The 13,782-nt window shown below is 75.7% G+C and carries 13 protein-coding genes; 8 read left to right on the forward strand and 5 right to left on the reverse strand.

What is annotated here, in order from left to right; genetic code table 11:
• Nucleotides 1-75: 75 nt before the first annotated feature.
• Nucleotides 76-1,548, reverse strand: a complete 1,473-nt coding sequence (locus ACIGNX_RS12525; RefSeq protein ID WP_396539282.1) for an aminotransferase class I/II-fold pyridoxal phosphate-dependent enzyme — start codon at nt 1,546-1,548, stop codon at nt 76-78.
• Nucleotides 1,549-1,651: 103 nt separating this feature from the next.
• On the opposite strand from ACIGNX_RS12525, the gene ACIGNX_RS12530 reads away from it, so the two are divergent.
• Entirely contained in the window at nt 1,652-2,425 is a 774-nt protein-coding gene (locus tag ACIGNX_RS12530) for an alpha/beta fold hydrolase (RefSeq protein WP_396539284.1), read from the forward strand.
• A 45-nt stretch (nt 2,426-2,470) separates the two neighbouring features.
• On the opposite strand, the gene ACIGNX_RS12535 is transcribed toward ACIGNX_RS12530, so the two are convergent.
• The gene (locus ACIGNX_RS12535) at nt 2,471-3,325 is read right to left on the reverse strand and encodes a hypothetical protein (RefSeq protein ID WP_396539286.1); all 855 of its coding nucleotides are present in this window, start codon (nt 3,323-3,325) and stop codon (nt 2,471-2,473) included.
• A 153-nt stretch (nt 3,326-3,478) separates the two neighbouring features.
• Here ACIGNX_RS12535 and ACIGNX_RS12540 point away from each other — a divergent pair, with 153 nt between their 5' ends.
• From ACIGNX_RS12540 to ACIGNX_RS12550, 3 genes are all read left to right on the forward strand, one after another.
• The gene (locus tag ACIGNX_RS12540; protein WP_396539288.1) at nt 3,479-4,690 is read left to right on the forward strand and encodes a glycosyltransferase family 4 protein; all 1,212 of its coding nucleotides are present in this window, start codon (nt 3,479-3,481) and stop codon (nt 4,688-4,690) included.
• The gene (locus ACIGNX_RS12545; protein WP_396539290.1) at nt 4,687-6,864 is read left to right on the forward strand and encodes a glycogen debranching N-terminal domain-containing protein; all 2,178 of its coding nucleotides are present in this window, start codon (nt 4,687-4,689) and stop codon (nt 6,862-6,864) included. The genes ACIGNX_RS12540 and ACIGNX_RS12545 overlap by 4 nt, the downstream gene beginning before the upstream one ends.
• 95 nt (nt 6,865-6,959) lie before the next feature.
• The gene (locus ACIGNX_RS12550) at nt 6,960-7,169 is read left to right on the forward strand and encodes a hypothetical protein (protein WP_396539292.1); all 210 of its coding nucleotides are present in this window, start codon (nt 6,960-6,962) and stop codon (nt 7,167-7,169) included.
• A 1-nt stretch (nt 7,170) separates the two neighbouring features.
• Here ACIGNX_RS12550 and ACIGNX_RS12555 read toward each other — a convergent pair whose 3' ends face one another.
• Genes ACIGNX_RS12555 through ACIGNX_RS12565 form a run of 3 tightly spaced genes read right to left on the reverse strand, consistent with a single transcriptional unit; the run spans nt 7,171 to nt 9,542 of the window.
• Nucleotides 7,171-7,962 (reverse strand): alpha/beta hydrolase, encoded by a 792-nt coding sequence (locus tag ACIGNX_RS12555; protein ID WP_396539294.1) that lies wholly within the window; start codon nt 7,960-7,962, stop codon nt 7,171-7,173.
• Between the two features lie 15 nt (nt 7,963-7,977).
• Nucleotides 7,978-8,184 (reverse strand): hypothetical protein, encoded by a 207-nt coding sequence (locus ACIGNX_RS12560; RefSeq protein ID WP_396539296.1) that lies wholly within the window; start codon nt 8,182-8,184, stop codon nt 7,978-7,980.
• Nucleotides 8,181-9,542, reverse strand: coding sequence for an ATP-binding protein (locus tag ACIGNX_RS12565; protein WP_396539298.1), 1,362 nt, complete (start codon nt 9,540-9,542; stop codon nt 8,181-8,183). Before ACIGNX_RS12565 ends, ACIGNX_RS12560 begins: the two co-directional genes overlap by 4 nt.
• 306 nt (nt 9,543-9,848) lie before the next feature.
• Between ACIGNX_RS12565 and ACIGNX_RS12570 the strand changes: the two genes are divergently transcribed.
• The 4 genes from ACIGNX_RS12570 (at nt 9,849) to ACIGNX_RS12585 (ending at nt 13,705) form a co-directional block, all read left to right on the forward strand.
• A complete protein-coding gene (locus ACIGNX_RS12570) occupies nt 9,849-10,130 on the forward strand; it encodes a metal-sensitive transcriptional regulator (RefSeq protein ID WP_396539300.1) in 282 nt (93 codons plus the stop codon).
• Between the two features lie 48 nt (nt 10,131-10,178).
• Nucleotides 10,179-10,385 (forward strand): heavy-metal-associated domain-containing protein, encoded by a 207-nt coding sequence (locus tag ACIGNX_RS12575; RefSeq protein ID WP_366201333.1) that lies wholly within the window; start codon nt 10,179-10,181, stop codon nt 10,383-10,385.
• Nucleotides 10,386-10,500: 115 nt separating this feature from the next.
• On the forward strand, nt 10,501-11,433 hold the full coding sequence (locus ACIGNX_RS12580) for a hypothetical protein (RefSeq protein ID WP_396539303.1): 933 nt from the start codon (nt 10,501-10,503) through the stop codon (nt 11,431-11,433).
• Nucleotides 11,426-13,705: a heavy metal translocating P-type ATPase gene (locus ACIGNX_RS12585; RefSeq protein WP_396539305.1), complete on the forward strand. Its 2,280-nt coding sequence runs from the start codon at nt 11,426-11,428 to the stop codon at nt 13,703-13,705. Before ACIGNX_RS12580 ends, ACIGNX_RS12585 begins: the two co-directional genes overlap by 8 nt.
• Nucleotides 13,706-13,782 lie beyond the last annotated feature (77 nt).

The following is a 13,782-nucleotide window of genomic DNA, read 5'->3' on the forward strand; positions in this document are numbered from 1 at the left end:
AGGCGGCGCGGCGGGAGGCGGCGCGGCGGGAGGCGGCGCGGCGGGAGGCGGCGCGGCGGGAGGCGGCAGCGGCGTTCAGCCCGACTTGCGGGCGACGACGCGGAACGAGTCCAGCTCCGGGTCCGACGGGTCGGGCAGCTGCATGCCGGCGGCCAGGCCGGACCGCACGTAGTCCACGACCTCCTTCGTGATCACCTCGCCCGGCAGCACGGCGGGTGCGCCCGGCGGGTACGGCGTGATCATCTCGGCCGCGACCCGGCCGACCGCCCGCTCCGGGTCGACCTGCTCGACCTCGGCGAAGAACGCGTCGCGCGGCAGCATCGCCATCTCCAGCTGCAGCTCGTCGGGGCCGGGCAGGTCGACCGGCTTCGGCGTCGGCAGCCCGTCGGCCGCGCGGACCAGCGCCCGCAGCGCGTCGAGCAGCACCTTGGCGCTGTGCTCGTCGTCGGCGTAGGTGAAGTGGGCGACGATCCGGCGGTGGTCGGACAGGCCCACGGCCACGCGCTGGTGCTCGCGCAGCCAGTCGGCCGCCTGGTAGCCGCTGATGTCCAGGCCCGACACGTCGATCACGATCTTGAGCGGGTCGAACGACCGCGCCAGGCCCGGCCCGGTGAACTCGGCCTCGCCCATGACCGCCAGGCCGGGCAGCCCGTCGACGTCCGCGCGGGTGGACCGGGCCAGCGCCAGCGCGGCCGTGAGCAGCTCCTCGCCCTGCTCGACCATCTGCCTGCGCCAGCCGTCCAGCGTCGCGTACACCAGGGAGGTGGGGCTGGTGGTGCCGAGCAGGTCCTCGCGCCCCTTGAGCACCTTCGGGTCGACCAGGTCGCCCTGGAGGTGGAACACGGAGCTCTGCTCCACCGCCGAGCCGGACTTGTGCACGCTGGTCACCACCACGTCCGCGCCGGCGTCCATGCCCCACGGCGGCAGGTCGGCGTGGAACGGCAGGTGCGCGCCCCACGCCTCGTCCACGATGAGCGGCTTGCCGAACGAGTGGCACACGTCGGCGATCGCCCGGATGTCGCCGCCCGTGCCGTAGTCGGTCGGCGTGACCAGCAGCACGCCCCTGGCCTCGGGCTCCGCCTCGAACAGCTCGCGCACCTGGTCCGGGCCGGGCGGGTGCGACAGGTGCCGCTCGGCGTCCCAGTGCGGCGAGAGCCACACCGGCTCGACGCCGCTGAGCACCAGCCCCGAGACGACCGACTTGTGCGCGTGGCGCGGCACGATCAGCTTCTCGTGCGGCCCGGCGACCGACAGCATGGCGCTCTTGACCGACAGCGAGCTGCCGCAGGTGGAGAAGAACGCGTGCTCGGCGTGCACCGCGTCGGCCATCAGCTCCTGGGCGTGCTCGATCACGCCCTGGCTCATCCGGCGGTCGTCCAGGCCGTTGAGCGAGATGACGTCGGAGGCGAACACCGCCTCGCCGACCACGTCGAGGACCCGCGGGTCGACGCCGCGGCCCTGCCGGTGGCCCGGCGGGGTGAAGGAGACGTAACCGCGGTCGTGGAACGCCTGTAGTGCTTCGAGCACCGGAGCTCTGCTGTGGTCCATGGCGGGGGAGTAGCCCGAACGGCACAACCTTGAACAACAGCGGCCGGGCCCGTTTCCGTGATCGTCCGGGGCGGTAGCCCACCACCGACGAAGGGAGGCCGCGGTGCCGTACCGGGTCCGCCGCGACGGCGGTGTCCGCAGCCTGGAGGCGGGGGTGGACCGCGCCGGGTCGCCGGTGGTCGTCGTGCCCGGTCTCGGGGTGCTGGGGCACCTGGTCGACACCCTGGTCGCGAGCGGTGACCGGGCCAGGTCGTTCCTGCTGGACGTGCCGGGGTTCGGGCACCGCCCGCCGCGGCCGTGCGCGCCCGAGGTCGGGGCGGTGGCCGACGCCGTCGAGGGGTGGCTGGACCTGGTCCTCGGTGACGAGCGGGTGGTCCTGGCCGGCCACTCGACCGGCGCGCAGGCCGCCCTGCGCGTGGCGGCGCGGCGACCCGACCGGGTGGGCGCGCTGGTGCTGATGGGGCCGACGTTCCCGCCGGAGCAGCGGCGGCTGCCCGGCCTGGTGCGCGGCTGCCTGGCGGACCTGTGCCACGAACCGCCGGTGCTGCTGCCCGTGGCGGCCCCGTACTACGCGCGCGGCGGGGTGCGCGGGCTGTCCCGGTTCGTCCGCTCCGCGCAGCGCGACGAGCCGGAGCAGGTGATCCGGGACGTCCGCTGCCCGACGCTGCTGGTGCGGGGGGAGCGGGACGCGTTCGCGCCGCGGTCCTGGCTGGACCGGCTGGCCGCCGCCGCGCCGGACGCGCGGCAGGTCGTCGTGCCGGGCGCGCACGTGTTCCAGTTCCGCCGGGGTCGGCTGACCGCCGACCTGATCGGGGAGGCGGCCCGGCGCGCCGGTCTCGTGCCGGGTGAGGCGACCCACCCGGACCGGCCCGCGTAGCCCGGCGGGTGGGCGGCGCGTCCGGACCCGCCCGCGGGGGCGGCGCTACACGGCTTCCGCGGCGACCTCCGAACTCGCCCGCTGCGCCGGGATCTCCTCCAGGGGCACCTGAAGCAGCGGGTTCGCCTCGGCCAGCAGTTCCCGCGCACCGCGCAGCCCCGCGGCGATCCGGTCCCGGCGCGTGCGCAGCTCGTCCACCCGCGCCCGCGCCTCGGCCACGACGCGCCGCGCGTGCTCCTCCGCCTCGCGGACCAGCCGGTCCGCCCGCGCCCGCGCCGCGGCCTCCTCCGCGGCCAGTGCCTCCAGCGACTCGGCCCGCCGCGCGGCCATCGCCAGCTCGAAGTCGACCCGGACCTCCTCGCGCAGCGCCGCCGCCCGCTCGTCCAGCTCGCGCCGCCGCTGCTCGGCCCGCCGCGTGTCGGCCAGCACCCGCTCGGCCGCCTCGCGCATGAGCTCCCGGTGCTCGGCCTCGGCCGCGCGCCGTTGGGCGTCGAGTTCGGCGACGAGCCGCTCCGAGCGCTCCCGCACCCGCGCGGCGGCCCGTTCGGCGGTGGCCCAGTGCCGCTCGGCGACGGCCCGCGCCCGCCCGGTCAGCTCGTCGGCCTCCCGGTGCGCCAGCTCGGCCATCCGCCGCAACCGCTCGGTGAGCGCGGTGGGGTCGATCGGGGTGCGGCTGATCCGGTCGACGTGCTCGCGCAGCACCCGGATCTCGGCCCGGGCGGTCTCCAGCTGACGGGCGAGGTCGTCGGCCCGCTCCTCGGCCGCGTCGCGGTCCACGGCGAGCACCCGGAGCTCGGCCTCGGCCGCCTCGACGTACCGCCGCACCTGGCCGCGGTCGTAGCCGCGCCACACCACGTCGAAGTCCGCCCGCAACGGCACCAGGTCCCCGTCCACCGCCATCACCGCAGCACCTTTCGTCATCACCCTCGACCACACCGGCCCTCGTGGGTGTGATCGACGAAGCCGGGCCGGATGTTGCGCACCGCCCACGATCTTTGTTAGCACTCTCCACCGAGGAGTGCCAATGCCCGTCCGCTCGGATCGGAGGTCGACTTGAGCAGCCCGCCTTCCACCGCACCGCGCCCCCGCCAAGCCGCCGGCGACCGGCTGCGCGTCGCGCTCGTGGCTCCGCCGTACTTCGACGTGCCACCCAAGGCGTACGGCGGCGTGGAGGCCGTCGTCGCCGACCTCGCCGACTCGCTGGTCGCCCGCGGCCACTCGGTGACGCTGCTCGGCGCGGGGGAACCCGGCACCGGGGCGCGGTTCGTGCCCGTGTGGGACCGCACGGTGCCCGAGCGCCTCGGCGAGCCGTTCCCCGAAGTCGTGCACGCCGCCGCGGTGCGCCGCGAGGTCGAGCGGCTGGCCGCGACCGAGGGCCTGGACGTGGTGCACGACCACACCCTCGCCGGCCCGCTGAACGCGCCCGCGTTCGCCGCGATGGGCCTGCCGACCGTGGCCACCGTGCACGGGCCCGTCGACACGGACATGCGCCGCTACTACCGGGAACTGGGCCGGGACGTCGGCCTCGTCGCCATCAGCGACCGGCAGCGCGAGCTCGCGCCCGAGCTGAACTGGGTCGGCACCGTGCACAACGCGCTGCGCCTGGCCGACTGGCCGTTCCGCGCGCGCAAGGACGACTACGCGCTGTTCCTGGGCCGCTTCCACCCCGACAAGGCGCCGCACCTGGCGCTGGAGGCCGCGCACGCCGCCGGCGTCCCGCTCGTGCTGGCGGGCAAGTGCGCCGAGCCGGTAGAGAAGGAGTACTTCGAGGCCGAGGTCCGGCCGCGGCTGACCGACCGCGACCACGTCTTCGGCGTCGCCGACGCGACCGAGAAGCGCAAGCTCCTCGCCGCCGCGCGGTGCCTGCTGTTCCCGATCCGCTGGGAGGAGCCCTTCGGCATGGTGATGATCGAGGCGATGGCCTGCGGCACGCCGGTGGTGGCGCTGCGGGCGGGCGCGGTGCCCGAGGTGGTGGTGGACGGCGTGACCGGGCTGGTCCGGGACGACCCCGCGGAGCTGGCGGCCGCGCTGCACGACGTGCGGGCGCTGGACCCGGCCGCCTGCCGGGCGCACGTGGCCGCGCACTTCGACGTCGACGGCCTGGGCGCGGGCTACGAGGCCGCCTACCGCGGCGCCCTCGAACCCGACGGCTCGCTCACCGCCCTGCGCCGCGACTACGCCGCCCTGGACTCCGCGCTCGACCGGGTCTACGAGCGCAACGCCGACGGCGGCCCGGCCCTGCACGCCTCCGGGGACCGCACGTGACCGCCGACCTGCCACCGGACCCGCTCAACGCGGGCGAGCCGGCGTTCACCGGTGACGTCGGCGGCACCACGACCCTGGTCGAGGGCAGCACGTTCTGCCTGTCCACCGGCACCGGCGACATCGAGCCCGGCACGCCGCACGGGCTGTTCTTCCGCGACGCGCGCGTGGTGTCGCGGTGGCAGCTCCGGCTGGACGGCCGCACGCCGCACCCGCTGTCGGTCGCGCACCCGGAGGCGTTCGCCGCGCGGTTCGTGCTGCGCCGGCCGCCGGCGCCGGGCGTGGCCGACAGCACGCTGCTGCTGGTGCGGGAACGGCTCGTCGGCGACGGCATGCGGGAGACGATCACGGTCGACAACCTCGGCCGCGAGGCCACCGCCGTGCGGCTGGAGCTGCACGTGGACGCCGACTTCGCCGACCTGTTCGCGGTCAAGGAGGGCCGGACCGCGCACGGCGGGTCCGACGCCGCGGTCGCCGGGCCGGAGCTGGTGCTGCGCGACCGCAAGGACGGTTCGCGGGGCGTGTCGTTCACGGCCACCGCCGAACCCGTCGTGGTGCCGGGCGCGTTGAGCTGGCAGGTCGTCGTGCCGGCGGGCGGGCGGTGGTCCACCGAGGTGGTCGTGCAGCCGACCGTGTCGGGCCGGCCGGTGCAGCCGCAGTTCCACCGCGGCGAGCGGATCGAGGCCAGCGGGCCCGCGCGCAAGATCCGGGCGTGGCGCGCGGCCAGCACGGTCGTGACCGCGACCGACCCCGTGCTGACCGGGGTGCTGCGCCGCACGGAGAGCGACCTGGGCGCGTTGCAGATCCACGACCCGGCGCGGGACGGGCGGCCGTTCGTCGCCGCGGGCGCGCCGTGGTTCATGACCCTGTTCGGCCGCGACAGCCTGCTGACCGCGTGGATGGCGCTGCCGCTGGACGTCGGGCTGGCGCTGGGCACGTTGCAGACCCTCGCCGAGACGCAGGGCAGGGTGGTCGACCCGCTGACCGAGGAGGAGCCCGGCCGGGTGCTGCACGAGCTGCGGCTCGGCCCGGACAGCACGGCCGTGCTGGGCGGCAACCACTACTACGGCACGGTCGACGCCACGCCGCTGTTCGTGATGCTGCTGGCCGAGTGCTGGCGGTGGGGCGCGGACCCCGAGGTGGTGCGCTCCCTGCTGCCCGCCGCCGACGCCGCGCTGGCGTGGGTCGACCGGTACGGCGACCGCGACGGCGACGGGTTCGTGGAGTACCGCCGCGCGACCGACCGCGGCCTGGCCAACCAGGGCTGGAAGGACAGCTTCGACGGCGTCAACGACGCCTCCGGCCGGTCCGCCCTGGCGCCGATCGCGCTGTGCGAGGTGCAGGGCTACGTCCACGCGGCGTTCCTGGCGCGGGCGGAGCTGGCCGAGGGGTTCGGCGACGAGGTCGCCGCCGCCCGGCTGCGGGCCCGCGCCGAGGAGCTGCGGCGGCGGTTCGCCGAGGCGTTCTGGCTGCCCGAGCGCGGCTGGTACGCCGTCGCGCTGGACGGGAACAAGACCCCGGTCGACGCCCTGACCAGCAACGTCGCCCACTGCCTGTGGACCGGGATCGCGACTGACGAGCACGCGGCGGCGGTGATCCGGCGGCTGGCCGAGCCGAACATGGACACCGGCTACGGCCTGCGCACGCTCGCGTCCTCGATGGGCGCGTACAACCCGATGAGCTACCACAACGGGTCCGTGTGGCCGCACGACACCGCCATCGCGGTGGCCGGGCTGCTGCGCTACGCCCACCTGCCCGGCGCGGTGGAGCTGGCGCACCGCCTCGCCGACGGCCTGCTCGACGCCGCCGCCGCGTTCGGGGGCCGGCTGCCGGAGCTGTACTGCGGCTTCTCCCGCGACGACTTCAGCCCGCCGGTGCCGTACCCGACGTCGTGCTCGCCGCAGGCGTGGGCCAGCGCCTCGCCGCTGCTGCTGGTCCGCGCGTGCCTGGGCCTGGAACCCCACGTGCCGCGGCGGACGCTGACGACCCGGCCGCACCTGCCGGCCCGGTGGGGCGAGCTGACCCTGAGCGACCTGAGGCTCGGTCAGGACACCGCGCACCTCACCGCGAAGGGGGAGGAGGTCGTGGTGTCCGGCCTGCCGGAGGGGTGGGTGACCGGGCCGGACGCGTCGGCGGGCGGTCCCGACCGGACCGGAGGGGGTGCCACCGTCGGGTGACCCGATCGACCGCCGCGGGGGGTTTGAGCCCCCCGGTGGCGTGTGAACCCACTCCCGGACGTCGCGTCCCCGTGCCGATGTGGAGGATCACCGCGATGAGCCTGGAGAAGCCGTGGAACGACGTGGCCGACCAGTCGCTGGCCGTCGACCCCGAGCCCGACGCCGGGGTCGTCGACGAGGAGGCCGCCGTGGGTCGGGCGCAGGACGCCCCGGAGCCGCCGGACGTGCCCGAGGCCGACCCGGCGGACGTGGCCGACCAGCACCGGGACGTGCCGCTGCCCGAGGACGTCGTGGAACCCTGGTAGCTCAGGGCGCGAGGTCGGCGATCGCGTCGACCAGCCGCGGGCCGTCGAGCAGCACGGGGTCGTTGTGGTCGGCCCCGGGCACCTCGACGGTCCGCGCGCGTCCGGCGGCGGCGACCGCGCGGCTCTGCTCCGGCGGCACGACCGAGTCGGCCGTGCCGTGGACGACGGTGACCGGGGCGGCGACCCGGGCCACGTGCCGCGCGGTGGCGAACTCGTCGCGCAGCAGCCACCGCACCGGCAGGAACGGGTAGTGCCGCGCGCCGACCGACGCGAGGTCCGTGAAGGGCGACCGCAGCACCAGCCCGGCGGGCGGGTGCTCGACCGCCAGTTCCGCCGCCACCGCCGCGCCCAGGCTCTCGCCGAGGTACAGCAGCCGTTCGGGCGGCACCCCGACCGCGCCGACCAGGAACTCCCGGGCCGCGCGCACGTCCAGCGCGAGCCCGGCCTCGGTCGGGGCGCCGGGGTTGCCGCCGAACCCGCGGTAGTCGACCAGCAGCACCGCCAGGCCGCGCGCGGTCAACGCCCGGGCCAGCGGGGCGCGCAGCCCGCGGTGGCCCGCGTTGCCCGGCGCGACCAGCACGGTCGCCCGCGCGTCGGCCACCGGGAAGTACCAGGCGGCCAACCGCAGGCCGTCGGCGGTGGTCAGCGCGACGTCCCTCCCGCCGGGCAGCACCTCGCCCGCGGCGGGCAGCGGCCCGCCACCCGGCAGGAACACGAGCCGGCGCTGGAACGCGAACGCGCCGCCGAGCACCGCGGCCACCAGGGCGACCACCGCGGCGAGGACCCACAACACGTGTCGGCGCACCTCTCAGCTCGTCGTGGCGGTGGTCGTGATGGTGGTCGAGGTCGTCGTCGGGTCGGGGTGCCGGGTCAGCGTGGGCGTCGGCACCGGGTTCGCGGTCGACGTGACCAGCGGCTGCGGCTCGTCCTGGGTGGTCACCCCGCACGCCGCCAGCAGCCCGGAGCACAGCAGCAGCCCGGGGCAGAACAGCAGCAGCACGACCGCGGTCCTCATCGCTCCGCCTCCGGCAGCTCCACCACGAACCGGGCCCCGCCGCCCGGCCGGTCCTCCACGCGCACCGCGCCGCCGTGCCGCTGCACGTGCTGGGCGACCAGCGCCAACCCCAGGCCGCTGCCGGTGTCCGCGCCGCGCCGCCCGGCCCGCGCGCCCCGGTCGAAGCGGTCGAAGATCCGGTCCCGCAGCTCCGGCGGCACGCCCGGCCCGGCGTCGTCGACCTCGATCCGCGCCTTGCCGTCCCGGGAGAACACGCCCACCCGCACCACCCCGCCGGCGTGCCGTTCGGCGTTGTCCAGCAGGTTGTCCACCACCCGGTCGAGCCGGCGGCGGTCGCCGAGCACCTGCGGCGGCGGCGACCCGGCGTCCACCGCGACCGGACCACCCGGACGGGCCGCGACGACGTTGCCCACCAGCGAGACCAGGTCGATCGTCTCCAGCGTCGGGTCCTCGGCCTGCTGGTCGGCGCGGGAGATCTCCAGCAGGTCCACCACCATCCGGGCGAACCGGTCCACTTCGGACGTGAGCAGGTCCAGCGCCTTGCCCGCCGTGCCGGGCACCTCGACGCGGCGGCGGCGCAGCACCTCGGCTGCGTTCACCATGGTCGTCAACGGCGACCGCAGCTCGTGGCTGACGTCGCCCGCGAACCGGGCGTCGCGCCGCACCCGCTGCTCCAGCGCCGCCGCGGTCGCGTTGAACGTGGTGGCCAGCGAGGTCAGGTCGGGGTCGGTCTGGGTCGGCAGCCTGGCACCCAGGTCGCCGCCCGCGATCCGCGAGGCCGCCCGGGTCAGCTCCGTCAACGGCCGCAGCGCCCGCCGGGCCGCCCACGACCCCAGCGCCACGCCCAGCAGGCCGCCGGCCACCGTGACGGCCACCAGCAGGGCGCTGAGGAACCGGAACGTGCGGTCGAGCTGCACCAGCGGCGCCAGCTCGACGTACGCGCCGTCGGTCGACTCGATGGGCAGCGTCACGGCCAGCACCGGGATGCCCTCCACGAGGAGCCGCTGCGCGGCGGGCGTGCCCCGCCGGCCCAGGTCGACCAACCGCCGCGGCAGCACCCGCGCGTCCACCTGCCTGCCGCTGGTCAGCACCTGACCGCCGTGGAACAGCAGGACGGTCGAGTCCGGACCGGTGGTCAACCCGGTCAGCAGCCCGGTGAGCCCGTCGGACCCGGTGCTCAGGGCCGCGTCGACCAGCCGCACGTTGACCTCGGCCTGCCGCACGGCGCTCTGCTCGCGCTGCCGCAGCATGTACCCGGAGGTCAGGTTCCACACCGCCACCGCGGTGGCGCTGGTCAGCAGCACCGAGCCCAGCCCCATCACCAGCGCGACCCGCCACCGCAGGGAGAACCGGGGCATCAGCGACCCCACCGGCGCACCGCGGGCACCCACTCGTCCTCGACCGGTTCCATCGGCCACCAGACTGCCCGACGGCGCGCCGGCCCGCAGCGATCGCAAGGCGATCGCAAGGTTGCGCCGGTGCCGACCCGAACCTCCCGGAGCCGTCGCCCGCCCGGCCGTCGATACAGTACGGGGGTAGGGTGCGCTCGTGCCCCGACGGTGGGTGACCGCCGTCACCGGGCTTGACGTCCGAGTTGACTCAGGTACCCCCCAGGGGTATGAATGTCCCTGACGGGCACGCACCAGTGTCGAAGGGAGCGGGACATGCGGGGCTACACCTCCGACAAGGAAGAAGTCCTCAAGCGCCTGCGCCGGGTCGAGGGCCAGGTCCGCGGGTTGCACCGGATGGTGGAGGACGACGAGTACTGCATCGACGTCCTGACCCAGATCGCGGCGGCGACCAAGGCCCTCCAGGCGGTCTCCCTCGGCCTGCTCGACGGGCACCTGAAGCACTGCGTGGCCGACGCCCTCGCCGCAGGCGGGGACGGGGCCGACGCGAAGGTCCGCGAGGCGAGCGAGGCGATCGCCCGCCTGGTGCGCTCCTAGCCGAGCGGCCCCGACCGAACCGAACCGACGAAAACCCAGGAGCACCAGATGGCCGAGTCCACCTTCACCGTCACCGGCATGACCTGCAGCCACTGCGTGGCGTCCGTGACCGAGGAGGTCACCAAGATCGACGGCGTGACCGGCGTGGACGTCGACCTGCCGACCGGCGCGGTCAAGGTCACCAGCGCCGCCCCCGTCGCCGAGGCGGACGTGCGCGCGGCGGTCGAGGAGGCGGGGTACGCCCTCGCCGGCTGACCCGGTGACCCCGCCGCCCCCGGTGGGCGGCGGGAGAAGAAGAACCAACGGCACAACGGCCGATCCGGAGCCCGCCCGTCGTGGCGGGCTCCACCAGTCTCGAGGACTGACCGAAATGAACACAGCAGCGAAGCTCTCCGCCTACGGTGCGGTGCTCGCCCTGGTCGCCGGTGGCGCCTGGGCGGCCGGTGGCGCTGTCGGTCCCCTCGCCGTCGACGCCGCCCCGGGCGGCCACGACGGCACGTCCGGCGGCGAGGACGCCGGGCACGGGGACGACCACGGCGGCACCGTCGCGGAGACCGCGCAGGACCAGCCCGCCGGGCTGGCGTCGTCCAGGGGCGGGTACACCCTCACGCCCACCGACCCGACGCCGACCGCGGGAACCTTCTCCTTCCGGGTCGTCGGACCCGACGGCGCGGCGGTCACCGCCTTCGACGTCGAGCACGACCAGCGGATGCACCTCATCGCGATCCGGCGCGACACGTCCGGCTACCGGCACGTGCACCCCGCGATGGCGCCCGACGGCACGTGGACCGTGCCGCTCGCGCTGACCGACGGGGGCACGTACCGCGTCTTCGCCGACTTCACGCCGACCGGGGGCGAGGCGCTCACGCTCGGTGTCGACGTGAACGTGCCGGGCGCGTTCGAACCGCGCTCCTACACGCCGTCCCGGGTGGCCCGGGTGGACGGTTACGAGGTGCGCCTGGACGGCGACCTCGTGCCCGGCCGCGCGTCCCCGGTGCGGCTGACCGTCAGCCGGGGCGGCACCCCGGTCACCGACCTCGAACCCTACCTGGCGGCGTACGGTCACCTGGTGGCGTTGCGCGAGGGCGACCTGGCCTACCTGCACGTGCACCCCGAGGGCGCGCCCGGCGACGGCAGGACGTCCGCCGGCCCGGAGATCGGGTTCGTCGCGGAGGTGCCGTCCGCCGGCCGCTACCGGCTGTTCCTGGACTTCCGGCACGACGGGGTGGTGCGCACCGCCGAGTTCACCGTGGCGACGGCGGGTGCGCACGACGAGGGGGAGAAGGAGCACGGCCATGGCTGACACGCAGGTGGAACTGGCGATCACCGGCATGACCTGCGCCTCGTGCGCGGCCCGGATCGAACGCAGGCTGAACAAGCTCGACGGCGTGACCGCGACGGTGAACTACGCCACGGAGAAGGCGCGCGTCACCTTCCCGGACGACCTCGACCCGCGCTCGCTCGTGGAGCAGGTGGAGGCGGCCGGCTACCAGGCCGCCCTGCCCGCGGCCGAGCCGGAGGAGTCGGTCGCGGAGGAGGACCCGACGGCGGCGCTGCGGCAGCGGCTGGTCGTGTCCGCCGCGCTGTCCGTGCCGGTGGTGCTGCTCGCCATGGTGCCGGCGCTGCAGTTCACCCACTGGCAGTGGATCTCGCTGGCGCTGGCGGCGCCGGTGCTGGTGTGGGGCGCGTGGCCGTTCCACCGGGCGACGTGGGCGAACCTGCGCCACGGCGCGGCCACGATGGACACGCTGATCTCGATGGGCACGGTGGCGGCGTTCGCCTGGTCGCTGTACGCGCTGCTCTTCGGCACCGCGGGCACGCCCGGCATGACGCACCCGTTCGAGCTGACCATCTCGCGCTCCGACGGCGCCGGCGCGATCTACCTGGAGGTGGCGGCCGGGGTGACGACGTTCATCCTGGCGGGCCGCTACTTCGAGGCGCGGTCCAAGCGGCGGGCGGGCGCGGCGCTGCGGGCGTTGCTGGAACTGGGCGCCAAGGACGTCGCCGTGCTGCGGGACGGCCGCGAGGTGCGGGTCCCGGTCGGCGACCTGGCCGCGGGCGACTCGTTCGTGGTGCGGCCGGGGGAGAAGATCGCCGCGGACGGCGTCGTCGTGGAGGGCAGCTCGGCGGTCGACGCGAGCATGCTGACCGGCGAGTCCGTGCCCGTCGAGGTCGGTCCCGGCGACGCCGTGGTCGGTGCGACGGTCAACGCGGGCGGCCGGCTGGTGGTCCGCGCGACGCGGGTCGGCGGTGACACGCAGCTCGCCCAGATGGCCAGGCTGGTCGAGGACGCGCAGAACGGCAAGGCCGAGGCGCAGCGGCTCGCCGACCGGATCTCGGCGGTGTTCGTGCCGGTCGTGATCGCCCTGGCCGTGGGCACGCTGGCGTTCTGGCTCGGCGCGGGCGGCGGCGCGTCGGCGGCGTTCACGGCGGCGGTCGCGGTGCTGATCATCGCGTGCCCGTGCGCCCTGGGCCTGGCCACGCCGACCGCGCTGCTGGTCGGCACCGGGCGCGGCGCGCAGCTCGGCATCCTGATCAAGGGGCCGGAGGTGCTGGAGTCGACCCGGCGGGTGGACACGGTGGTGCTGGACAAGACCGGCACCGTGACCACCGGGCGGATGAGCCTCGTGTCCGCGCACGTGGCGGCCGGGGTGGCGGAGGACGAGGTGCTGCGGCTGGCGGGTGCGCTGGAGCACGCCTCGGAGCACCCGATCGCCAGGGCCGTCGCGGCCGGCGCGGTGGAGCGGGTCGGCGACCTGCCCGCCGTGGAGGGGTTCCAGAACCTCGAAGGGCTGGGCGTGCAGGGCGTCGTCGACGGGCACGCCGTGATCGTCGGCCGGGAGCGGCTGCTGGCCGAGTGGGGCGTGCGGCTGGACGAACCGCTGGCGTCGGCCAAGCGCGCGGCGGAGGAGAAGGGGCGCACCGCGGTGCTGGTCGCGTGGGACGGCGAGGCGCGGGCGGTGCTGGTCGTCGCGGACACCGTGAAGCCGACGTCGGCCGAGGCGGTCCGGCGGCTGCGCGGGCTGGGCCTCACGCCGGTGCTGCTGACCGGTGACAACGAGGCGGCGGCGCGGGCGGTCGCGGCGGAGGTCGGCATCACCGACGTCATCGCCGAGGTGCTGCCGAAGGACAAGGTCGACGTGATCAGCCGGTTGCAGGGCGAGGGCAAGGTCGTGGCGATGGTCGGTGACGGCGTGAACGACGCCGCCGCGCTGGCCAGGGCGGACCTCGGGCTGGCCATGGGCACCGGCACGGACGCGGCGATCGAGGCGAGCGACCTGACGCTGGTGCGGGGCGACCTGCGCGCGGCGGTGGACGCGATCCGGCTGTCCCGGCGGACGCTGGCCACGATCAAGGGCAACCTGTTCTGGGCGTTCGCCTACAACGTCGCCGCGCTGCCGCTGGCGGCGGCCGGGTTGCTCAACCCGATGATCGCGGGCGCGGCGATGGCGTTCTCGTCGGTGTTCGTGGTGTCGAACAGCCTGCGGCTGCGCGGCTTCCGCGGCACGACCGCCTACGAGGACCCGGCTCGTGCGACGGAGTCCACAACGGACAAGGTGCCGGCCCGGGTGTGAACCACCGCGGCCCGGGACCGGTTCGGTTCCGGGCCGCGGGGTTCGGGTGACGTCGCGGGGGACCGGTCGCGGGCGCG

Origin of the sequence: Actinosynnema sp. NPDC053489 (genome assembly GCF_044544865.1) — a bacterium.
GTDB lineage: Bacteria > Actinomycetota > Actinomycetes > Mycobacteriales > Pseudonocardiaceae > Actinosynnema.